This is a genomic window from Cloacibacterium sp., from assembly GCF_047601505.1.
Taxonomy (GTDB): domain Bacteria; phylum Bacteroidota; class Bacteroidia; order Flavobacteriales; family Weeksellaceae; genus Cloacibacterium.
Genome location: NZ_JASGJD010000001.1, coordinates 3389602 through 3410538, shown reverse-complemented (window position 1 = coordinate 3410538; position 20937 = coordinate 3389602). Strand labels below are relative to the sequence as shown.

General features: G+C 31.8%; 23 protein-coding genes. 11 read left to right on the top strand and 12 right to left on the bottom strand.

What is annotated here, in order from left to right:
- Position 1 precedes the first annotated feature (1 nt).
- The 5 genes from QM746_RS15385 to QM746_RS15365 form a co-directional block, all read right to left on the bottom strand.
- On the bottom strand, positions 2–430 hold the full coding sequence (locus tag QM746_RS15385; protein ID WP_414985024.1) for a hypothetical protein: 429 nt from the start codon (positions 428–430) through the stop codon (positions 2–4).
- Entirely contained in the window at positions 427–933 is a 507-nt protein-coding gene (locus QM746_RS15380) for a DinB family protein (RefSeq protein WP_414985023.1), read from the bottom strand. Before QM746_RS15380 ends, QM746_RS15385 begins: the two co-directional genes overlap by 4 nt.
- Before the next feature lie 87 nt (positions 934–1020).
- Positions 1021–1470, bottom strand: coding sequence for a GNAT family N-acetyltransferase (locus QM746_RS15375; protein ID WP_414985022.1), 450 nt, complete (start codon positions 1468–1470; stop codon positions 1021–1023).
- Positions 1471–1483: 13 nt separating this feature from the next.
- Positions 1484–1807 (bottom strand): gliding motility protein GldC, encoded by a 324-nt coding sequence (gene gldC, locus QM746_RS15370; protein WP_374362801.1) that lies wholly within the window; start codon positions 1805–1807, stop codon positions 1484–1486.
- Positions 1808–1899: 92 nt separating this feature from the next.
- Positions 1900–2886 (bottom strand): gliding motility protein GldB, encoded by a 987-nt coding sequence (locus QM746_RS15365; protein ID WP_414985021.1) that lies wholly within the window; start codon positions 2884–2886, stop codon positions 1900–1902.
- A gap of 88 nt (positions 2887–2974) precedes the next feature.
- Between QM746_RS15365 and QM746_RS15360 the strand changes: the two genes are divergently transcribed.
- The 5 genes from QM746_RS15360 to QM746_RS15340 all read left to right on the top strand — a co-directional run bounded on the left by QM746_RS15360 (position 2975) and on the right by QM746_RS15340 (position 5882).
- Complete coding sequence (locus tag QM746_RS15360; protein ID WP_414985020.1) at positions 2975–3505, top strand: GNAT family N-acetyltransferase; 531 nt, start codon at positions 2975–2977, stop codon at positions 3503–3505.
- Positions 3506–3547: 42 nt separating this feature from the next.
- A complete protein-coding gene (gene nadE / locus QM746_RS15355) occupies positions 3548–4342 on the top strand; it encodes an NAD(+) synthase (protein WP_414985019.1) in 795 nt (264 codons plus the stop codon).
- Positions 4343–4405: 63 nt separating this feature from the next.
- On the top strand, positions 4406–4933 hold the full coding sequence (locus tag QM746_RS15350) for a hypothetical protein (protein WP_414985018.1): 528 nt from the start codon (positions 4406–4408) through the stop codon (positions 4931–4933).
- Positions 4934–4952: 19 nt separating this feature from the next.
- A complete protein-coding gene (locus QM746_RS15345; protein WP_414985017.1) occupies positions 4953–5534 on the top strand; it encodes a ribonuclease domain-containing protein in 582 nt (193 codons plus the stop codon).
- 60 nt (positions 5535–5594) lie between these two features.
- Complete coding sequence (locus QM746_RS15340) at positions 5595–5882, top strand: barstar family protein (protein WP_414985164.1); 288 nt, start codon at positions 5595–5597, stop codon at positions 5880–5882.
- Positions 5883–5984: 102 nt separating this feature from the next.
- Here QM746_RS15340 and QM746_RS15335 read toward each other — a convergent pair whose 3' ends face one another.
- Together QM746_RS15335 and QM746_RS15330 are read right to left on the bottom strand one after the other, a co-directional pair.
- Positions 5985–7400, bottom strand: coding sequence for a hypothetical protein (locus QM746_RS15335; protein ID WP_414985016.1), 1416 nt, complete (start codon positions 7398–7400; stop codon positions 5985–5987).
- 36 nt (positions 7401–7436) lie between these two features.
- Positions 7437–10235 (bottom strand): TonB-dependent receptor domain-containing protein, encoded by a 2799-nt coding sequence (locus QM746_RS15330; protein WP_414985015.1) that lies wholly within the window; start codon positions 10233–10235, stop codon positions 7437–7439.
- Positions 10236–10416: 181 nt separating this feature from the next.
- On the opposite strand from QM746_RS15330, the gene QM746_RS15325 reads away from it, so the two are divergent.
- The 6 genes from QM746_RS15325 to QM746_RS15300 all read left to right on the top strand — a co-directional run bounded on the left by QM746_RS15325 (position 10417) and on the right by QM746_RS15300 (position 15573).
- The gene (locus tag QM746_RS15325) at positions 10417–11097 is read left to right on the top strand and encodes a response regulator transcription factor (protein WP_374361398.1); all 681 of its coding nucleotides are present in this window, start codon (positions 10417–10419) and stop codon (positions 11095–11097) included.
- Between the two features lie 16 nt (positions 11098–11113).
- A complete protein-coding gene (locus QM746_RS15320) occupies positions 11114–12163 on the top strand; it encodes a sensor histidine kinase (protein WP_414985014.1) in 1050 nt (349 codons plus the stop codon).
- A 190-nt stretch (positions 12164–12353) separates the two neighbouring features.
- A complete protein-coding gene (locus tag QM746_RS15315) occupies positions 12354–12929 on the top strand; it encodes an IS1096 element passenger TnpR family protein (RefSeq protein ID WP_374361393.1) in 576 nt (191 codons plus the stop codon).
- A gap of 107 nt (positions 12930–13036) precedes the next feature.
- Positions 13037–14383 carry an alpha-amylase family glycosyl hydrolase gene (locus tag QM746_RS15310; protein WP_414985013.1) on the top strand — a complete coding sequence of 449 codons (1347 nt, stop codon included), beginning with the start codon at positions 13037–13039 and terminating at the stop codon, positions 14381–14383.
- 94 nt (positions 14384–14477) lie between these two features.
- Positions 14478–15074, top strand: coding sequence for a transposase (locus QM746_RS15305; protein ID WP_414985012.1), 597 nt, complete (start codon positions 14478–14480; stop codon positions 15072–15074).
- 61 nt (positions 15075–15135) lie between these two features.
- Entirely contained in the window at positions 15136–15573 is a 438-nt protein-coding gene (locus QM746_RS15300) for a hypothetical protein (protein ID WP_414985011.1), read from the top strand.
- Between the two features lie 3 nt (positions 15574–15576).
- Here the strand turns inward: QM746_RS15300 and QM746_RS15295 are convergent, their stop codons facing one another.
- From QM746_RS15295 to QM746_RS15275, 5 genes are all read right to left on the bottom strand, one after another.
- Positions 15577–16308, bottom strand: coding sequence for a LytR/AlgR family response regulator transcription factor (locus tag QM746_RS15295; protein WP_414985010.1), 732 nt, complete (start codon positions 16306–16308; stop codon positions 15577–15579).
- 19 nt (positions 16309–16327) lie between these two features.
- A complete protein-coding gene (locus QM746_RS15290) occupies positions 16328–17353 on the bottom strand; it encodes a sensor histidine kinase (protein WP_414985009.1) in 1026 nt (341 codons plus the stop codon).
- A 141-nt stretch (positions 17354–17494) separates the two neighbouring features.
- Complete coding sequence (locus tag QM746_RS15285) at positions 17495–18712, bottom strand: ABC transporter permease (protein WP_414985008.1); 1218 nt, start codon at positions 18710–18712, stop codon at positions 17495–17497.
- Between the two features lie 131 nt (positions 18713–18843).
- On the bottom strand, positions 18844–19581 hold the full coding sequence (locus QM746_RS15280; protein WP_414985007.1) for an ABC transporter ATP-binding protein: 738 nt from the start codon (positions 19579–19581) through the stop codon (positions 18844–18846).
- 79 nt (positions 19582–19660) lie between these two features.
- A complete protein-coding gene (locus tag QM746_RS15275; protein ID WP_414985006.1) occupies positions 19661–20929 on the bottom strand; it encodes an efflux RND transporter periplasmic adaptor subunit in 1269 nt (422 codons plus the stop codon).
- Positions 20930–20937 lie beyond the last annotated feature (8 nt).

The window sequence follows — 20937 nt, the reverse complement described above, 5'->3', positions numbered from 1 at the left end:
TTTAAGAGTCTTTTTTATAAGACAAAAGTATGGAATTCACCAATAAAATAATCATACTAATTACCCATAAGAAGTAGCCAATTTCTAAACTTAAAATACTTGCTGTACTTCCACTTTCTGACCATAAAACTTCTTTCCAAAGCATAAAAGACATTGAAATTAGAGTTGCGATTATACTAAAAATAATTGCTTCTTTATATTTTTTATTTTTTGTGAAAAATAAAGATAATAGATACCAAAAATTTGTAGACCAAACAAAAGTTTCAGGAATTCCACCTCCTAAAAAGGAAATTCCACCAACTAATAAAACTTCATAAGAATAGTAGATTCTTATTTCTCCCATATAACCAGTCTTAAATGCAATTTGACTTACAGAAATAATGTAAATCAAGATTGATAGAATTGGTAAAGTTTTATTTAAAAATTTCATTTCAAATTAGGCAAATATCTTTCCTCAATTACTTTTAGGTGGTGGAAATTGTGTCCAACGATTAATTTTCCGATGGTTTCTACAGAAATTTCGTTTCCGTTTGCTTTTCCAGTGTTTGCAAGAGATACATTTTGTAAATTTTCGAAGAAAATGATAGAAGTTTGTCTTACAATTCTGAATTCTTCTAACAAACTTACCAAAGTTCTGTCGTTGGCAAAAGAATTTGCAGCAAATAAATTTTCGTCAAAACCAGACAATTCGGTTTCGTCTTTTCTAGCAAAACGAAGCGCTCTGTATTGGAAAATTTTTTCGGTGTCTATTAAATGAAGAAGCAATTCCTTCAAACTCCATTTTCCTTCTGCATACGCAAAAAGTGATTTTTCGTTGTTTAAACCAGAGAAAATCTGAATGGTTTCGGCACCAGAATTAATCATTTCTTCCATCCAATTTTCAGATGGAATTTGGTCTAAATATCTTTGGATGTATTTTTGAAATTCAGTCATATTATTTACGATTTTAGATTTTGGATTTAAAATTTATCATTTTTTTTAGAAATCGTAAACCCGAAATCTAAAATTTAACATTTAACATTAAATAGGATTTGTCCATTCATAAAAATTAGCATGGGTATAATGCTCAAAACCACAACTTGGATAGAGTTGGTTGCCAATTTCGTTAGTTTTATCCGTTTCTAATAGAATTCCGCAGGCTTTCGTTACAATACAAAGTTCTTTTGCACTTTCAATTAAAGCTTTAGAAAAGCCTTTTCCACGGTGGTTTTCGTTCACAAATAAATCATTCAAAAGCCAATATCTCTTCATTCTGGTTGAAGAAAAAAGAGGATATAATTGAGTAAAACCAGTTAAAATTCCATTTTCTTCTGCTACGAAAATTTCAGAATCTTGGTTTTCTAATCTTTCTTTTAGAAAATTCTCGACACCATTAACGTCGCTTTCCTTATGATAAAAACTTCTGTATTGGTCAAATAAAATTGCCAATTGAGCTAAATCTTCTAAAGTTGCTTTTCTGGTTATGAACATTTTTTTTGAGGATTTATTTAATTTTACTCATAAATGCAAAATCTTCGGCAAATTCTTGAATTTTATCTGCCACATCATCTTCGCCAGTTGCTCTTTGGTAAGTATGACCAAGAGAAACGAAAATTTGATGAATAAACATTTTCATTTGGTCAACAGGCATTTCTTTTGTCCAAAGGTCTATTCTAAGAGCTTCAAATTTTTTGTCGTCCCAAACTGAAATCATGGTGGCTTTGGTTTCCTGATTTTCAATTCCGCCATCTTGAGCATTCCATGAAAGTTTTTCTGGAACGTGATTTTCGTCTAGTTCTACGTTGATTGTTATTTGTGTATTTTTCATTTTTATAAAGATGTAAAGTCGTTGAATCGTAATGATGTAAAGATGTAAATTTTTAATGATTTTACAACTCCACAAATCTTCGATTTTACGAATTAATTTTTAGGTTTATAATTACAATTGTTAAAAATTTCTGTGGCGTTTTTTTGCAAAAACTGTTGAAGTGTCACTTCTGGATGTTCTGCCAAATATTTTCTGCCAATTTGCCAACCGATAAAAGCACCAATTCTTGGCGAAGATTTTTGGTCTATTTCTGTGTAAAATTTAGAAAATGGACCTTTGTTTAAGAATCTTTCGTTTAAATTGCTATCGTCACTGAAAAGCAAATCGTTTTCTACAAAATAATTCCAAATATTTTCTTCATTAGAAATTGCCCAAGATTGTTGTTCTTTAGAATAACCAATTTTGTATTGGTCTGGCGTTTTAGGTAAAAAAGCATCTTGCAAAATCAAAAGTTTTCCTTGATTTACAATTTTATCTAAAAACTTGTTTTGGTCTGGTGTTACTGGGACAAAATCTGCGGCAATATTTTCTGAAACTCTTGTTATAACGTTTTCGGGATTCATGTCTTTTTTTACATAATTGTCTATTCCGTCATAATATTCAGATTTTTCTCCCATAAAAGCAGAAAGGTCTATAAACAGAATTTTTTTTGCAGGAATATACAAAATAGGTTCTTCATAAAGTTCTGTAGCCGAAGAAAAAACATAAACTTTAGGCGTTTGAAATTTCGTGAAATAGAATTTAATGTGAGCGAAAAGTTCAGTTAAATCTTTTTCTAATTTTGGAATTTTATTAAGCGAAATAGCATTTTTATACACTCTTCTTTCCAAAGTATTGTTTCTTTTTTTCTCGTAAGTAGCATCTGGAACTTGTGGCGCAAGGAAAAAGCTATACTTTTCTTTAAATTTAGGAAAAGGGATTTTTTCGTTGTAAAATTCCGCAGAAATGTCTGTTATTTTTACAGATTCGGAGGTTTTTGTTTCTACATTCCAACGGCTTTCTGCTTCTTTGTGACAAGAGAAAAGAAATAAGGACAACGTGAAAAGTATGATATGTAATGTGTATTTTTTAATTTTCATTGAATTTACCTAATTTTTGAAGGGGTTACGTGCAAATTTTTAATTAATTTTACATGAAATTACGTTTCGCAAAAATAGTAAATAAAGGATGAATATTAGAATAGAAACAGAAAGATTAATCTTGAGACCTTTTTTGGAAGAAGATGTGGATAGATTATTTCTATTAGACAGTAATCCTGAGGTAATGAGATATGTAGGTGTAAAACCTTTAACTCAAAAAAAACAATCTATTGAAGTTATCAAAATAATTCAAAAACAATACGAGGTAAACGGAATCGGAAGATTAGCTGTAATTGAAAAAGAAAGCAACCTTTTAATTGGTTGGAGTTTTCTAAAATATTTAACAGATGAAATTAATGGCTTCAAAAAAATTTATGATTTAGGTTATCGATTTTTGCCAGAATTTTGGGGAAAAGGTTATGCTACAGAATCTGGAAAAGCTAGTTTAGACTATGGTTTTAACGTGATGAATTTAGAAAAAATTTATGCTCATGCTCATTCAGAGAATGTAGCTTCTAATCATACTTTAAAAAAAATAGGTTTCGTAGAGAAGGGAACTTTTGAAGAGCCCGATGGAATTTGTATTTGGTATGAAAAAGAAAAAAATGAAAATATATAATTCGAAGAAAATATTAAATAAATCAAACAAAAAATATACAAAATGCAGACAGAAAAAGTAATAGATTACATTGTAAACTGGTTGAAAGATTATGCTACAAAAGCAGGCGTAAAAGGTTTTGTAATAGGAGTTTCGGGAGGTGTAGATTCTGGTGTGGTTTCTACACTTTGCGCAAAGACAGGACTAGAAGTTTTGCTTCTCGAAATGCCAATTCGTCAGAAACAAGACCAAGTAAACAGAGCTCAAGAGCATATAAAAGACCTTGAAAAAAAATTCCCAAATGTGAAAGGAAAAACCATTAATCTAACTCCAGTTTTCGAAACTTTCGAAGATATGGTAGAAGATCACATTGAAGGAAGATGGACTAATAATCTTGCTTTGGCAAATACAAGGTCTAGATTTAGAATGGTTACTTTGTATTATTTTGGTCAGTTACACGGACTTTTGGTTTGCGGAACGGGCAATAAAGTAGAAGATTTCGGTATTGGTTTTTATACCAAATATGGTGATGGCGGTGTAGATGTTTCACCAATTGCAGATTTATATAAAACCGAAGTTTACGAATTAGCAAAAGCACTTAATTTGATAGAATCTATTCAAAATGCAATTCCTACAGATGGACTTTGGGATGCTGATAATAAAACAGACGAAGACCAAATTGGAGCTAGTTATCCAGAGTTAGAAAAAATTCAAAAAGAATGGGGAACAAAAACCGAAGCAGATTATAGCGGAAGAGATTTAGAAGTTTTCCAGATTTTTTCTAAAATGAATAAAGCGGCACAACATAAAATGAACCCAATTCCGGTGTGTGATATTCCTGAAGAGTGGAGAAGTTAAGTTGGAGAATGGGAGAGTTGGATAATTGGTTTAAAATTTGATATTGTATTAAAAACAAAACTCATGAAATTTCTCAAAACCAAATATTTTACACCAATTGCTTTTCTGATTTTCTTTATGCCTTTTTTGAGGATGTGCGAAAGTAATAAAGTAATTAAAACGATAGAGCATAAAAAAGAAAATATAACGGAAGTTATTACAGAAAAAGGAAGCGGATTTTATGTGGGAGATGAAATAAATTTGAATGCTTATCAATTAGGATTTGGTTTTGTTGAAAACATTTATAGTAATGAATTTCAATTCAATAATTTTTTGAAAGACAAAGAATTTTTCTCAATTATTTCATATACTTTCATCATAGTTTTTTCAATTTTAATGATTGTTTTTTCTTGGTTAAAGAAGATTTTGTGGGTTAGAAATCTGGCAGTTGCAAACAATATTTTGCTTATAACTTCCACAATTTTACTTATAAAATCAAAATTTATTGATGAGTTTTTTGATGTGAAATATGGTTTTTATGTTTTTTTAATGTATTCAATATTAATTATTTATATTTCAAATAAAGAAAATTTAGAACTTAAAAAAACTTGAAACCATAAACTAGATATTTATGCAGAACAAAAAATCATTTCTCTATATTTTTCTGGCTTTCGTGGCAGGATTATTATTGATGTACCTTTTCAATAACTATAAAATTGAGAAGAAAATCAATATAGAAAATTCAGAAATTTCTTACCGAAAATCTGACAATCAGAAATTTGAAAGTTCTTATTCTTATGAAAATAATTCAAAGAAAAATCAAGATGATTTTGAACAAAATAAATCTGATTTTTCTTATGATAGTATTGCTTCAAGCAATAATATTGAAGAACTTACCAATGATGAATTGGTGGTAAAATATCTAAAAAAACACGGAGAATTGCCAGATTATTACATCACAAAATCAGAAGCAAAATCTTTGGGTTGGGTTCCTAGCAAAGGTAATCTTTGCGAAGTTGCTCCCGGAAAAGCTATTGGTGGTGATATCTGGACGAACCGACAAAAATCTCTCCCTACAAAATCTGGCAGAAGATATTTTGAAGCCGACCTTAATTACAATTGTGGCAACAGAAATGCAGATAGAGTAGTGTTTTCTAACGATGGTTTGGTGTTTGTAACGCACGACCATTATAGAAATTTTGAGGAAAAATAAATTTGCTGGAAGTTGGATGTAGGAAGCGAGATGTTTACTAACTTTGAAACTTGAAATAAAATTATGGAAGTATATATAGATTTTTTAGAAATTGGCGATTACGAAGATTTTTATGCTCAACTGAAGGAAAAATTGACTTTACCAGAGCATTTTGGAGATAATCTGGATGCACTTTTTGATGTAATTACTGGTGAATTAGAAATGCCGCTTCATTTAGAATTTGTAAATCTGAGTGTAGAACAATTAGAGATTTTCGAAGATTTGTTAACAACTTTAGAAGATGCCGAAGAAGAAGTAGAAGGTTTTACTTTCTCTTATTACTTAGAGCAATACGAAGACGAAGAGTAATTCTGATTTACGATTTAAAATTGAAAATAAAAGCGCCCCGAAAATAATTTTCGGGGCGCTTTCTGTAAAAAAATTAATTTTATATGAAGATCTAACTATTTCTTATAAGTTCCAGTTTGTCCATCCTGCGTACCAATAATCTGTAGCATCTTTCACGGCACCTCTGTAGGTTACAGTGGTAAATCCTGAAGAAAGTTTAGTGTTTGTAAATGCAGCTCCTGTAAGAAGTGGAGAACCTGAAGCAGGAGAAAAGTTTGGTACAGAACCTACGTTGTTCCAAGCACCAGCTAATTTAACGTCTGTAGAATAATTAAGGATTGTATTTCCTTTAGAGTTAAACCAAGTGGTAAGGTCTGCTAATGTATAACCAGTTGCTGTAGCAGAAGCACCATATTTAAGTGGAGTAGTACAAGCAGCAATGATGTTGTTCTCAAAATTAAGTTTTCCGTTGCTAATGTTAGTATCCGTTGCAGTACCTTTGGTAGCATCAATAAATAAACCTACAGGATAACCTACAAATACTGAATTGAAAACAGAAATTGAAGAATTTCTTCTGATTTGCAAAGCATTTTGGAATAATGTGTTGATTGAAGATGCGTTTGAGCTTGATGATGAATTTTGGATTGGTCCAATAATTGTCATGTTAGAGAATACTGCTGATGTTTGAGGTGTTAAAGCAGAACCATTAGCATCGTTATCAGATTCAAAAGCGTTAGAGCCAGAAACGTCTGCAATAGCTGCGTCTCTTACGCCAATTCCGAATTGAATTTTTCCTGCAAAACCGTTGTCAGTATCAAAATCATCATCAAGACCTTTGTAAGCTATGATATGAGAACAATTTACTGTACCACCAAACCATTCGAAACTATCGTCGTTAGCATAAGCTACTTCTACATAATCTACTGTAGTACCGTTACCAACACCACCGAAAGTAAGACCGTTTATTTCTTTATCTGGTAAAAATGCATAGCCAGCATATTCAATTCTTACATATTTTAAAATTCCACTGTTGTCTGCTGCGTCTGTACCTCCGTATAGACCGTCTCCATCAGCATTATTAATACCGCCTTCAATTTCGCCAACGCCTTGTGTACCGTTGTATGAAGAATTGGTAGGTGCTTTTCCTAGAAGTACTACGCCTGCCCAGTCTCCTCTTTTAGGACTTGCTTTTTCTGAAGTAAATATAATTGGGTTTGCAGCTGTTCCTTCTGCCATAATTTTAGAACCTCTTGTGATGATAAGTCCACCGTTTTTATCAGCTTCACCTACAATTTTTGTTCCTGGTTCTATGGTAAGAGTTGCACCGTTTGTTACATATACCAAACCTCTTAATTTATAAGTGTTATTTGCTTTAAGAGTTCTGCTAGTTGTAATTTTCCCAGATAAGATAAAATCTTCGGTAGTAGTGCCGCCACCTGTATTGATGGTTTCTCCGTCTTCTTCTATTTTTCTACAAGAAGTTGTGGTTGCTAGAATTCCTATTAGTAAGGAAAATAACGCAGTTTTTAAAAGTTTCATATTATAAAATTTTAATTATTTCTAAAAATGTTTTTGTTAAAAGTTATATCCTAATGTTAAGCTAAAGTTAGTTCCGGTAAGTCTGCTAATCGCCAAAGCGTCTTTTGCGTCATACTTTTTATTATCATTAAGATCGTGATAGTATTTTGCTCTTTGGTTTAGGATGTCTGAAATGTTAAGTTTAATTTCACCTTTGTTTTTCCAGATTTTTTTAGCAATTTGATAATCTAATAAAGGTCTTGGAGCTTCCCAGATTGGAGGTACTTGCTCGTTTCCTACATATAAAATCCTTCTTCCGATAATATTGAAAAGAACAGTAGAAGAGAAACCAGATTTTTGAGAATCATATTGTAATGATAGATTTAATGTATAAGGAGATTGTCCTTGCATTGGTCTGTTTACGTTTGTAGCTTCGTCTTTTACTTTATTGTCAATTAATGCCAAGTTACCAGCCATTGTAAAGTTTTGAAGTAACGATACAAAATCTAATTTTTTTCTAAATTCGAATTCTAATCCATAAGCATCTGCTTTATCAGCATTTAGATAATTGAAGGTGTTACTTGTACCAGCTCCAGATTGATTAAAGTATAATTCGATAGGATTTTTGAAGTTTTTGTAGAAACCAGCAACTGAGAAGATTTCGCCACTTTTTGGGTAGAATTCCCATCTTATGTCTGCACTTGTAAGTTTAGTTCTTTGTAATTCTTTATTACCAATTACCGTAGCTCCCAAATCAAAATCATAGTAAGCAAGTGGTGATAATTCTCTAAATTCTGGTCTTACTACAGTTTGCGAACCAGCTAAACGAAGGTTCATTTTGTCGTTTAATTTAAAAGTAAGGTTCAAAGCAGGCAAGTAATCTGTAACGGCACTGTGAACGTATCTTTCGTCGCTTTTTTTAGTGCTTCCAACTACTTGGTCGAAGTTTTCAACTCTCAATCCCCAAACTGCTCTTAACCAAGAAGTAATGTTATTGTCGAATTGTAAATATCCTGCATTTAGAATGGTATTGGCAATATATCGGTATTGTTTACCCGCAATTTCGTCGAATGTAAATAAGTTTCCACTTGTTCCGAAGTTTTCTTGGTTGAAAATGGTTTCGAAAGGCTGTGAAAGTAGATTTTGATTAAATCCTTCTAATTGTACAGCAAAAGGTCTTGAGTTGTAAATTCTGTCTTTCACTTGGAACAAATAACCACCTTTGATGGTTTGTTTTTGCCCGAAAAGTTCAAAAGATTTAGAAACATCGCCTCCAGCATTGTAAAGATAATCGCTTAGAGTAGAGTAGAAGAAACTCCCAGATTTTTGAGAAAGACCATTAGAAATTAGAGCTAAATATGGGCTTCCTGTTAAGTTTGGATATTGATTGTATTGCAAACGCTGAAGCTGAGGAATGTATTGGTCTAATATACCGAAACTTCCGTACCAGTTTACATTAAGGCCACCAAGTGCATTCAACTTATGGTTACCTGTAAGTGTAGAATTATAGAAAATAGTTTGTTTGTATCCAACTTCTCTTGCAATGATATTTGTTCCGTTTACAGGGTCGAATTCAAAATCTTTTCCTGTACGTATAGAAACGTGATTGTTGGTATTGTTGGTAATGATGTTTTTAAGGGAAATTTTGTTGTTGTCATTAAATTTTAAAGTTAAATTTAATAAACCACCAAGAATCACATCATTGTTGTATTTTGAAGTTTTATAATCGAAATTCACATCAGCTTGTTCTCCGTTGATGGTGAAGAATCTGTTGTCAGAATTGGTAGTTCTTTTGCTGTTGCTATAGTTTAAAACAGCAATTACACCAAGGTCTTTTCCTAAGAATTTTGTATTAAATCCGCCATCTAATTGTAAGTTTACATTTTCTGGATAACCGTTATTATTGTAACCGAAATTTTTAACATATTGTTTGCCAAAATCTGTTTTTTCGGTGTCAGAAAGCAAACTGAAAGCATTTTTCGAAGGGAAACCAGCAGGTAGTTTTCTGTAACCATCTTCTAGACCTAGAAAATCTAATTTGCCACCTTTACTGGTGTAGAAATCTTTTCCTATGGTGTTAGAATTACCACCAACTCCTATTTGAGCATTAAAAAATTTAGTGTTTGGGATGTCTTTCGTATTTACTTGTATTAATCCGCCTCCCCATTCTCCAGTATATTCTGGGATAAAAGTTTTATTAATTACCAATGTTTCAATTACACTTGCAGGGAATAAATCAAACGAGAACGTTTTTTTGTCTGGCTCGGTACTAGAAAGCTGAATTCCGTTAAGCATAGCTTGGTTATACCTATCCGAAAGACCTCTCACTACAATATATTTCCCTTCTAATAAACTTACACCAGAAACTCTTTTTAGTACTTCTCCCGTATTTTTATCTGGACTTTTTTTGATGGCTTCAATTCCTATTACCTGAGACACAACGCCCATGTTTTTTTGTAGCCCAATAGTAGAAGCAATAGTTTCTTTTTTAGCGCTAGATCTTAGCACAACGCCTTCTATTTCTTTATCTTTTCCTTTTGCTTCAATTTTTGTTAATAAAATATCCAGATTGGTGTTTTCTGCTGATTTTATTTCTACATCGCTAATCTCTTTTTTGTTATATCCTTTGTAAATTACATTTACAGAATAATTTTTTCCTGGATCTAGCGTTATTACATAATAACCAGATGCATCAGTTTTCGTTTCTTTATCATTTACTTTTACCGTTACACCTTGCATTGGTGAGTTATCTTTTTCATCCAGAACTCTTCCTTCCAAAACGTGTGTCTGCGAAAAAAGGAATCCTCCCGAAAAAAGAGTAATTGTTAAAATACTCTTACGAATAGTCTTATTCATTTTTACAATTAATTTTGGCGCAAAGAAATAACCATTTAGCGTTTTGGATGGTTTAGGATTTTTTAAATAATTTTTAAATAAATTTTAAGAAAAATGATTTTATATTAATTAATTGTAAAATTTAATTTTTCATAACAATGCAATGGTTTTTTTATTAATTTTGAAAGGTTAAATAGTTTAGATGAAAGACAAAAAAATTCTTTTAGTAGATGATGAGCAGGATATTCTAGAAATCCTATCATATAACTTAGAAAAAGAAGGCTACAAAGTTTTTACCGCTAATAACGGTAACGAAGGTATTGCAAAAGCTAAAGAAATTATCCCAGATTTAATTCTTTTAGACGTAATGATGCCCGAAAAAGATGGCATAGAAACATGCCAAGAAATGAGACAAATAAAAGATTTGCAAAAAACTCTTATTGTTTTTCTCTCGGCAAGAGCCGAAGAATTTTCTCAATTAGCAGGTTACGATGCTGGTGCTAATGATTATATTGTGAAAATTATAAAACCAAAAGTTCTTATTTCTAAGGTTAATGCTTTATTACAACTAAGCACACAAGTTTCCGAAAGCCAATCTAAAGTTTTAGAATTAGGAGATTTAATTATTGATAAAGATAATTTTAAAGTTACAAAAGCCGGAGAAAATCTTTTGTTGCCGAAAAAAGAATTTGATTTGCTTTATCTTTTGGCTTCTAATACCCAAAAAGTTTTTAAAAGAGAAGAGATTTTAGACAAAGTTTGGGGCAATGATGTAATTGTAGGAGAGAGAACTATTGATGTACACATTAGAAGGCTTAGAGAAAAATTAGGAGACAATTCTATTCAAACACTTAAAGGTATTGGTTATAAACTTACTGTTTAAAAATTATTTTCTTTAGATGAAAATTTCTTTTTTTGGTGCTTCAATTTTAGTTAAGAACCATCTGCTTTCTATTGTAGCGGCTCTTATACTTACTACTGCTATGGTTTCCATAGTAGTACTTTTTAATTATGCCCAAGAAACGGTTTCAGATACCAATTCTCACTTCTATTTTTACCTATTTATAAGTTTAATTTTTATATTCTTTATTAATTATTTTGTAATAGAATTCTTATTTAAATCTTACAGTAAAACGCAGATTAAAAAAATATCTAATATTCTTCCAGATAACATGATTCAAGAAGAAGATGCTGTAAATTTTAAAGAATTAGGAGAAATGATTCAAAAAAATGTCTCCGAAATCGACATGATGAAGGAGATGGAAGATTATAGAAAAGAATATCTCGGTAATGTTTCTCACGAACTCAAAACACCACTTTTTTCCATACAAGGTTATATAGAAACTCTAAAAGATGGAGCCGTAGAAAATTTGAATATCAGAGATAAATATCTAGATAGAATTGGTATTTCTGTAGAAAGATTGCTCAATATTGTTAAAGATTTAGACATGATTAGCCAGTTAGAATCTGGTGAAATTTCTCTTAGATATTCAAAATTTGATGTCAATCAACTCATAAAAGAAATTTTTGAACTTTTAGAAATGGAAGCTCAAAATAAAACAGCGAAGCTAATATTGCTTTCACCTTTGCCAGTTTTTGTAAATGCAGACAAACAAAAAATTTCTCAGGTTCTTATCAATTTGATTTCTAACGCAATACATTATAGTAATAGAGAGGAAGCTACTATTAAAGTAAAAACCACCACCAATAAAACACATGCCACCGTTACCATTTCTGATAATGGAATGGGCATAAAACCAGAAGCTTTACCAAGAATTTTCGAGAGATTTTATCGTGTAGAAACCAGTAGAAACCGAAAAGATGGCGGTTCTGGGCTTGGTTTGGCTATCGTAAAACACATTATGGAAGCTCACAAGCAAAATATTACCGTAGAAAGTACTTACCTAGAAGGCACTACCTTTACATTTTCTTTAGAAAAAGCATTGTGATTTTAAATTTTTTGTATATTGGCATCATAAAATCGCTGGGAATTTAAGAAAAACTTTCTTTAATAAAAATTGAATTTTTTTAAAAACTCATATTTCTTTTGTTTTATCTTTGTTCCCGAAATTAATACCAAATCAATAAAAAATACTTAGATAAAAAGATTAACTCAAAAGGTTTAGTAAAAAGTAAAATATGGTTTATAAGATCAGAGTAATTTTAGATTCTAAAGACAGTATTTTCAGAGATATAGAAATCAAAGAAAAGCAAACACTTTGGAATTTACATTTAGGAATTAAGAGCGCATTCAGTTTACAGGGAGAAGATCTCTCTATGTTTACTATTTTGGATGAGCAAGGCGTTGAAGTAAAATCTGTTCCATTAGAAGATATGAGTGATGATGGAGACGGAGAAATCATGTCGGATGTTTACCTTATGGAAGCCTTCCAAAAAGCAGGAGACAAAATTCAGTTTCAATATGGTTTAATAGACCTTTGGGAATTTTTCTGCGAATTAGTAGAAATAATAGAAGAAAAACCTGCCGTAAATTATCCTATCACTGTTTTCAGATTCGGTAATGTACCTTTGAAAGCTCCAAGCAAATCTGGAGGTTCTGGTAAATCTGCTGCAATGCCAGCAGCATTTATGGATGAAGATTTTGGTGATATAGATGGCGAATTCAAAGATGATTTTGATGACGAGTTCGGAGATGATGAGGAAGAAGAAGATGGCTATGCAGACGATTTCGTAGACGAAGCAGACGAAGATTAATTTTAAATAATTGACTTTATTCATATACAATCCGGAGAAAAACTTTCCGGATTTTTTATGGTCTTTAGTTTCAATTTATTACATTTGCTTCGCTAAAATTTCTAACAATGAAAAAGCTATTTTTATCTGCAATTTTGGGCATTTCACTCCTCTCTTGCGGAATTCAAAAAAATGAAAAAACAATGAATACAGACTGGAAACACACTACTAATATTTACGAAGTTAATGTAAGACAATATACCAAAGAAGGAACTTTTAAAGCTTTTCAAAAAGAATTACCCAGATTAAAAGAAATGGGCGTTAAAACGCTTTGGTTTATGCCAATTACTCCTATTGCACAAAAAGAGAAAAAAGGCAGTTTGGGAAGTCCTTATGCAGCGCAAGATTATACCTCTATCAATCCAGAATTCGGGAATTTAGAAGATTTTAAAAATTTAGTGAACGAAGCTCACAAAATGGGTTTCAAAGTAATTATAGATTGGGTAGCAAATCATACAGGTTGGGACCATGTTTGGACAAAAACTCATCCAGAATATTATGTACATGATGCAGATGGAAGTTTCCACAGAGCTTCTGGGATGGATGATATTATCGAATTAGATTATAAAAATCCAGAAATGAGACTTGCCATGATTGATGCCATGAAATATTGGGTTGAAGAAACCAATATTGATGGTTTCCGTTGCGATTTGGCGAGTTGGGTTGAAGTAGATTTTTGGCAACAAGCACGTCCAGAAGTAGAAAAAATAAAACCTCTTTTCTTTTTAGGAGAATTTGACGAATTAGAAAATCCTGATTATGGGAAAGTCTTTGATGCTTCTTATTCTTGGTCTTGGATGCACAAAACCGAAGATTTCTACAAAAAGAAATTGCCTCTTACAGAACTTACAGATTTATTGGCCAAATACTCTGCAATTGGTGGAAATAGCATGAGAGCTTGGTTTACCAGCAATCACGACGAAAATTCTTGGAATGGAACAGAATATGAAAAATATGGTGAAATGGCAAAGCCTTTGGCTGTGTTTTCTGCAACTTGGGATGGTGTTCCGTTGATGTATTCTGGACAAGAATTGCCTCTTTTGAATAAAAGGTTAGAATTCTTCGAAAAAGACCCAATTCCTTGGAATGGTTCTTACAAATTAGAAGAATTTTACAAAAAATTGTACCAATTAAAATCTGAAAATCCAGCTTTAAGAGGTGGCGACGCTAATGCTACTACCAAGATTTTGCAAACCAATGCACCAGATAAAGTCTTGGGTTATCTTAGAAAAAATGGAGATGATGAGGTTTTGGTTATCCTAAATTTATCAGACACACAACATTTGAAATTGCAAATTTTAGATGATGCCGTAAAAGGAAAATACAAAAGCCTTTTCTCTGGTCTTACCACAGATTTTGATACCAAACCAACTATCGAAATGTATAAGTGGGAACATATTGTTTTTGAGAAATAAAAATAAAGAAGAGTGATTAGAATTCCTTACCTTTTTTGCGTTTGAAACGCAGAAAGGGTTTGTTGTTTTTATAAAAATAATTTTATATTTGAATATGGAAATTCAAGCAATAGAAGAAGGATGTTTGTATCATATTTTCAACAGAGGAAATAATAGCGAAAAAATTTTCTTTGAAGAAGAAAATTATAGATATTTTCTTAAACTTTTAAAGAAATATATACATCCTGTTGCTGATATTTATGCCTATTGTTTGTTACAAAACCATTTTCATTTTTTAGTAAGAATTAAAGAAAAAAAGGAAATAGATTTTCAGAAATTAAAATATTCTACAGTAGATAAGCCTATAGAAGTTTCAGCTTCGAGACAGTTTTCTCATTTTTTAAATGCATATTCTCAAGCAATCAATAAGAAATTTGGAAGAACGGGTAGCCTTTTTGAAAAACGGTTTGAGAGAAAAGAAATTACGGATGAAAATTATTTGAGACAAGTAATTCTTTATATCAACAACAATCCATTAAAGCATAATTTAGTTGAAAAACTTGAAGATTACAAATGGAGTTCTTATAATGCTCATTTATCCAATTCAAAAACGAGTTTAAAGAGAAAAGAAGTTATAGAAATTTTTGATGACATAGAGAATTTTATTTGGTGTCACAGAAATTATAATTTTTTAAATTCTTTTTTTGATTAATCTAACAAACCCTTTCTGCGTTTCAAACGCAAAAAGGGTAGTCCAAAAACCACATTTTCAAATGAAATCAGAACTTTTAGAAATCATTCAACAAAAAGTTTCAGAAAAAATTCTGAAATTAGAACAATTGATTGCCGAAACCAGAGCTTCAAATAATGATACCAAAAGTTCTATGGGAGATAAATATGAAACTTCCAGAGAAATGCTTCAGCAAGAGATTAATAATTTGCAAATTCAACTGAATGAGCATCTAAAGTCTCAAAAAATTCTTAAAAACATCAATCCAAATCCTCACAAAGTTGTAAGTTTGGGAAGTTGGGTAGAAACAAATAAAGGTAAGTTTTTTATTGCGATTTCTTTAGGCGAAATTCTTTTTAATCAAGAAAAAGTCTTTGTAATTTCTACAGAATCTCCTTTAGCAAAAGCCATGAATGCTAAAAAAGTGGGAGACGTTTTTTTAATTAATAATTCACCACAAACTATTACAAATATTTTGTAATAATTAGATGCTTTTCCCTTTGATGTATTCCATCAAAATATCTTTGTAATTGGGAGCGATGGTAATAAAACCGTCTTTTATTACTACATGATTTCTTTCGATGGCTTCAATTTTTTCTAATGAAATAATATAAGAACGATGCACTCTCATAAACTGCTCCGAAGGCAGTTCTTCTTCTAATTTTTTAAGACTCATTAAAGTTAAAATTGGTCTTGGATGACTAGAAGTATAGATTTTTATATAATCTTTCAGTCCTTCAATATAAAGAATTTCATTGAAATTAATTTTGATTTGTCGGTATTCGGATTTTACAAAAATGAAATCTGAATTTTTATTATTTTGTTGATTTTCAGCATTTTGAGTGCTGTTTGTTTCAAAGTGATTGCGTGCTTTTTGAGCTGCATTTAGAAATTCGTTATAATCAAAAGGTTTTAAAAGATAGTCTAGCGCATTTACTTTGTATCCTTCAATTGCATATTGGTCAAAAGCAGTAGTGAAAACAACTTTGCTTTTTGCAGGTAATAATCTGGAGAATTCAAGCCCTGTTAAATCTGGCATTTGAATATCTAGAAAAAATAAATCAATATCAGAATCGGTTTCCAAAAATTCCATTGCCTTAATTGCGCTATTGCATTTAGCTTTCAGTTCCAGAAAAGGTGTTTTCAGCACATAACTTTCAATTAGACTTAGAGCCATTGGTTCGTCATCAGCAATTAGACAGGTTATTTTTTTCATAAGTTTAGATGTTTTTATATTATTCGGTTTCTAGTTTCATTTCTACAATATACATTCCATTATTTAGATAAGTATTAAATTCGTGTTTTTCGGGATATAAAAGTTGCAGTCTTTTTCTCAAATTATCTACACCAATTCCAGAGCCACTTCTATCGTCTTCATTTTTAGGAAAATTTGAGTTAGAAGTAGTGAAGAAAATATTTTTTTCTATTACTTCCATTTTAAAGCAAATATCTGAAGGTTTGGTGGCAGAAACTCCGTGTTTGAAGGCATTTTCTACAATAGAAATAAAAAGTAATGGAGCAATATAGATGTTGTGCACTTTTGTAGGGAAATTGGTATATACTTTTGTGCTTTCGTTTAATCGAAGAGACATAAGGTCTATATATTTGTTCAAAAAATCTATTTCTTCGGCAAGACTTATTTTCTCCACATCAGATTTTTGAAGCAAATGTCTCATTAATTTGCTTAAACTGTGGATGCTTTGTTTTGCTTTTTCTGGAGCAAAATCTACCAGAGAATAAATGTTATTTAGAGCATTAAAGAAAAAATGTGGCTGAAGTTGGTACTTTAAATGTTGTAATTCAGATTGAAGTTTTATGTTATCGGCTTCAATTTTCATTTCTTCGGCTTTACGCATTTTTTTACTAGCATTAATGGCAATTGAAAAAGCAACAGGAATTAGGTAGATTAAAAAATCGAAGAAATAGCGTATCCCTTCTGGTGGTTTTTTGCCAAGCATTTTTGGTCTGTCAGAATCAAATAAAACAAAAATTTCTCCTTTTAGATAAATTAATGCTGCCAATAAAATTGCATTGATTATGAAAAATGATATTTTTTTTTCTCCAAAAAGCCAATGTACTAAGAACAAATAATTGATATAAAATACTACCGCTAAGAAGATGAGTTGAAGCCAAAAATGTTTGAAAATATTGCCCCAATCTATTTCTGAGCCATAAGAAAATGCCGCAGGAAGAAAAAACAAAACCAGCCAAATCAAAAGATGTAGGCTGAATTCTGGATTTCTATTTTTGAATTTAATCATAAATTTTTTAAAGCTAATACTATTTTTAGAATTTAAATTTACTCAATCCTTTAAAAAATGAGGATTTGTGAAAGCTTTGAAGAAGTGAATTTATCAATTTTTCTATCATTTCTCCTAAATAATTTAAAAAATGTTTTGGTTTTATTCGTATCTCAAAGCGTTAATTGGGTCAGATTGAGCCGCTTTTCTCGCAGGATACCACCCGAAAAATACGCCAGTAATGGTACAAACTGCAAAAGAAATAACAATGGAAGACATGGTAATGCTAACTGGCCAACCTGCAAATTGTTTGATGGCAAAGGTGGCTCCTAATCCTATAAAAACGCCCAAAATTCCACCTGTGATACTTATTAAAACAGATTCTATTAAAAACTGAAGCAGAATGTCTTTTCCTTTTGCTCCAATTGCCATTCTCAGACCAATTTCTTTGGTTCTTTCTTTCACCGAAACGTACATAATGTTCATAATCCCGATACCTCCAACAATTAAAGATATACTTGCAATAGCTACCAAAAGTACGGTTAACATTTCGCTGGTTGAACTAAATGTGGAAATAATTTCTTGCTGAGAAGATACATTAAAATCGTTATCGTCTCCTTCTTTTATGTTGTGCTGTTTTTCCATAATTGTGGTGATTTCATTTACGGCAGCTTCAGAATCGTCTTCGCTAATAGAAGAAGCAACAATAGATTGTAGATATTTCTGAGCCAAAATTCTTTTTTGAACAGCAGTGTAAGGAGCAATAATAATGTCGTCTTGGTCTTGCCCGAAAGTGTTTTCTCCTTTTTCTTTCAAAATTCCAATTACTTTAAAAGGAATATTTTTGAATCTAATCATTTTCCCAATTGGATCTTCGTTTGGGAAGAGATTTTCTTGAACTGTTTTTCCTATTACAGCCACTTTTGCATAAGATTCTATATCGTCTTCGGTAAACATAGAGCCTTTTTCTACACTCCAATCTCTAATGCTAAGATATTCTGGTGAAGCTCCATAAATAGTTGTAGGCCAGTTGTTAGAACCTGCAATACTTTGTCCGCTCCCGTTTACCATTGGCGATATATTTTTTATATAATGAGTTTGTGTTTTAAGAGTTTTATAATCATTAAGCGTTAAGGTTTGCATAGAAGAAGGGTCTGAACGAACTCCTCCCATCATCCCAGCACCAGGACGAATAGTGATAAGGTTGGCTCCCATGCTAGAAATATTTTTTTTGATACTTTCTTTAGAGCCTTCGCCTATTGCCAGCATTGCGATAACAGAAGCTACTCCAATTATAATTCCGAGCATGGTAAGCATGGCTCTGGTTTTATTGAGAAGAATAGCCTTCCATGCTATTTTTATTAAATTTGAAAAATTCATAATTGTGATAATTAAGTTTTAAAACCCATTGCAAACCCGAAATCTTTCGTCATGTTTTTCTTTTCTTCAGATTTGCATTTGGGTCATCTAAACATATAATAAACTATTTTGTGAGTTGGTTTTTTGATATTTTAATTTACAGCTGGTAGTTTTTTTAATTCATCCAAAGCTATAAGTCTATCTGTAACCAAGTGGTCTTCTTTTATGTTTCCGTCTCTCAGTACTACCGTTCTTTTGCTAAATTTTGCGATGTCTTCTTCGTGAGTTACAAAACCAATGGTAATTCCTTGGCTATTTAATTCCTGAAAAAGATTCATTACTTCATAGGAAGTTCTGGTGTCTAGATTTCCTGTAGCTTCGTCTGCCAATAAAATGATTGGGTGGTTTACAAGAGACCTTGCAATGGCAACTCTTTGTTGCTGTCCGCCAGAAAGTTGGCTCGGAATGTGGTGCATTCGGCTCTCTAAACCTACTTGTTTTAAGGCAATTAAGGCTCTTTCTCTTCTTTCTTCAGATGAAATATTAGGATTGTATAGTAATGGCAATTCTACATTTTCTAAAGCTGAAGTTCTTGCCAAGAGGTTATAAGATTGAAAAATGAAGCCAATTTTTGTATTTCTAATTTCGGCAAGTTGATTTTTGTTTAAATCTTTTACCGAAACACCGTCTAATTCGTAGATTCCAGATGTTGGTTTGTCTAGACAGCCCAAGATGTTAAGCAAAGTAGATTTTCCAGAGCCACTGGTTCCCATAATGGTTACAAACTCTCCTTCGTTAATATTCAAATCAATACCTCTGAGAGCGTGAACAATTTCTTCTCCCATTACAAATTCTCTTTTGAGGTTTTCTATTTTTATGATTGGTTTCATTGTTTTAACCTTTTTTGGATTGTTGATTTTTAATTTTTAGAATTAAATTCATTCAAAATACTAAATCAAATACTAATTTTTAATTTCCCGGAGGCGGACCTTGGTTAGAACTTTTACTATTTGTTTTTTTATTACTTCCGGGGCGTTTTGGCATAAAAGGACTGTCTCCACTTTCTGAGTCTGATTTTGCTACGGTTTCTTCTTGAATTTCCAGAGAAGTTACAATGTTCTCTGTTCCATTGAGACCTTTTACTACTTGTATGTTTATACCGTCATTGCTACCAATGGTAATAGGTTTTTGTACCAAACTATTGTCCTCGTTTTTAATCCAGATAAATTTTTCTTTGTTTTTTCCGGTTTTTATTTCGGGAATTTTTGCAGTAATTTTATTTTGTAGATAATATTGATTCAAAACATCTGTATCTGGTGTAAAACTTATCGCTGCAGCAGGAATAGTATTGATGTCATTTAATTCTTGCGTGAAAATTGTTACTGTAGCCGTAAGCCCAGGTTTTAATTTTTGTTCAGGATTGTCTGCGTCAATAATTACGGTATAAGTTACCACATTAGATGTTGTAGTTGCAGACAAACGAACCTGACGAACTTTACCGCTAAATTCTTCTTGAGGATAAGCATCTACCGTGAAACTTACACGTTGCCCTACTTCTACACCGCCTATATCTGCTTCATCTACATTAGCTTCAACCTGCATTTTTGTAATATCTTTTGCGATTTTGAAAAGGGTAGGAGTTGACATACTCGCGGCAACGGTTTGTCCTTCTTCTACTTCTTTGCTTAAGATTACACCATCAATAGGAGCATAAATGTTGGCATAACTAAGATTTGTTCTGGCTTGAGCAAGAGCGGTTTTTCTTTGATTAAGCGTTTGTTTTGCATTTTGAACCTGATAAGCGGCTTGTTCGTAATCTGCTTTGCTGATGACGCCAGATTTAAACATATTGCTTTGTCTGTTATAGTTTTGCTGGTAATAATTTAGTTCGTTTTGAGCAGCAGAATATTGAGCAAAAGCGTTATTTACAGATTCTTGAAGATTGGTTTTGTCTAGTTCGGCTAATAATTGTCCTTTTTTTACAGGAGAATTATAATCTACATAAATTTTATCTACCAAACCAGAAACTTGCGTACCTACTTCTACTTGGTCTACTGGTTCTACTGTACCTGTTGCGGTAACAGAAGTAGTAATGGCGCCTTTGTTCATCTTTACGGTTTGTACTTCTATTGGAGTTTCTTTTTCTTTTCCGAAGAATAGATAACCTAAGAAAACAACAATTATCGTGATAATAGCAAAAGCGGAAGTTTTTAAATATTTTTTATATTTTGGATTCATAACGAATA

Excerpts from the sequence above, each read along its gene's own strand:
- QM746_RS15385 (WP_414985024.1), bottom strand. The coding sequence starts at position 430 with ATGAAATTTTTAAATAAAACTTTACCAATTCTATCAATCTTGATTTAC.
- QM746_RS15380 (WP_414985023.1), bottom strand. The coding sequence starts at position 933 with ATGACTGAATTTCAAAAATACATCCAAAGATATTTAGACCAAATTCCA.
- QM746_RS15375 (WP_414985022.1), bottom strand. The coding sequence starts at position 1,470 with ATGTTCATAACCAGAAAAGCAACTTTAGAAGATTTAGCTCAATTGGCA.
- gldC (WP_374362801.1), bottom strand. The coding sequence starts at position 1,807 with ATGAAAAATACACAAATAACAATCAACGTAGAACTAGACGAAAATCAC.
- QM746_RS15365 (WP_414985021.1), bottom strand. The coding sequence starts at position 2,886 with ATGAAAATTAAAAAATACACATTACATATCATACTTTTCACGTTGTCC.
- QM746_RS15360 (WP_414985020.1), top strand. The coding sequence starts at position 2,975 with ATGAATATTAGAATAGAAACAGAAAGATTAATCTTGAGACCTTTTTTG.
- nadE (WP_414985019.1), top strand. The coding sequence starts at position 3,548 with ATGCAGACAGAAAAAGTAATAGATTACATTGTAAACTGGTTGAAAGAT.
- QM746_RS15350 (WP_414985018.1), top strand. The coding sequence starts at position 4,406 with ATGAAATTTCTCAAAACCAAATATTTTACACCAATTGCTTTTCTGATT.
- QM746_RS15345 (WP_414985017.1), top strand. The coding sequence starts at position 4,953 with ATGCAGAACAAAAAATCATTTCTCTATATTTTTCTGGCTTTCGTGGCA.
- QM746_RS15335 (WP_414985016.1), bottom strand. The coding sequence starts at position 7,400 with ATGAAACTTTTAAAAACTGCGTTATTTTCCTTACTAATAGGAATTCTA.
- QM746_RS15330 (WP_414985015.1), bottom strand. The coding sequence starts at position 10,235 with ATGAATAAGACTATTCGTAAGAGTATTTTAACAATTACTCTTTTTTCG.
- QM746_RS15325 (WP_374361398.1), top strand. The coding sequence starts at position 10,417 with ATGAAAGACAAAAAAATTCTTTTAGTAGATGATGAGCAGGATATTCTA.
- QM746_RS15320 (WP_414985014.1), top strand. The coding sequence starts at position 11,114 with ATGAAAATTTCTTTTTTTGGTGCTTCAATTTTAGTTAAGAACCATCTG.
- QM746_RS15315 (WP_374361393.1), top strand. The coding sequence starts at position 12,354 with ATGGTTTATAAGATCAGAGTAATTTTAGATTCTAAAGACAGTATTTTC.
- QM746_RS15310 (WP_414985013.1), top strand. The coding sequence starts at position 13,037 with ATGAAAAAGCTATTTTTATCTGCAATTTTGGGCATTTCACTCCTCTCT.
- QM746_RS15305 (WP_414985012.1), top strand. The coding sequence starts at position 14,478 with ATGGAAATTCAAGCAATAGAAGAAGGATGTTTGTATCATATTTTCAAC.
- QM746_RS15300 (WP_414985011.1), top strand. The coding sequence starts at position 15,136 with ATGAAATCAGAACTTTTAGAAATCATTCAACAAAAAGTTTCAGAAAAA.
- QM746_RS15295 (WP_414985010.1), bottom strand. The coding sequence starts at position 16,308 with ATGAAAAAAATAACCTGTCTAATTGCTGATGACGAACCAATGGCTCTA.
- QM746_RS15290 (WP_414985009.1), bottom strand. The coding sequence starts at position 17,353 with ATGATTAAATTCAAAAATAGAAATCCAGAATTCAGCCTACATCTTTTG.
- QM746_RS15285 (WP_414985008.1), bottom strand. The coding sequence starts at position 18,712 with ATGAATTTTTCAAATTTAATAAAAATAGCATGGAAGGCTATTCTTCTC.
- QM746_RS15280 (WP_414985007.1), bottom strand. The coding sequence starts at position 19,581 with ATGAAACCAATCATAAAAATAGAAAACCTCAAAAGAGAATTTGTAATG.
- QM746_RS15275 (WP_414985006.1), bottom strand. The coding sequence starts at position 20,929 with ATGAATCCAAAATATAAAAAATATTTAAAAACTTCCGCTTTTGCTATT.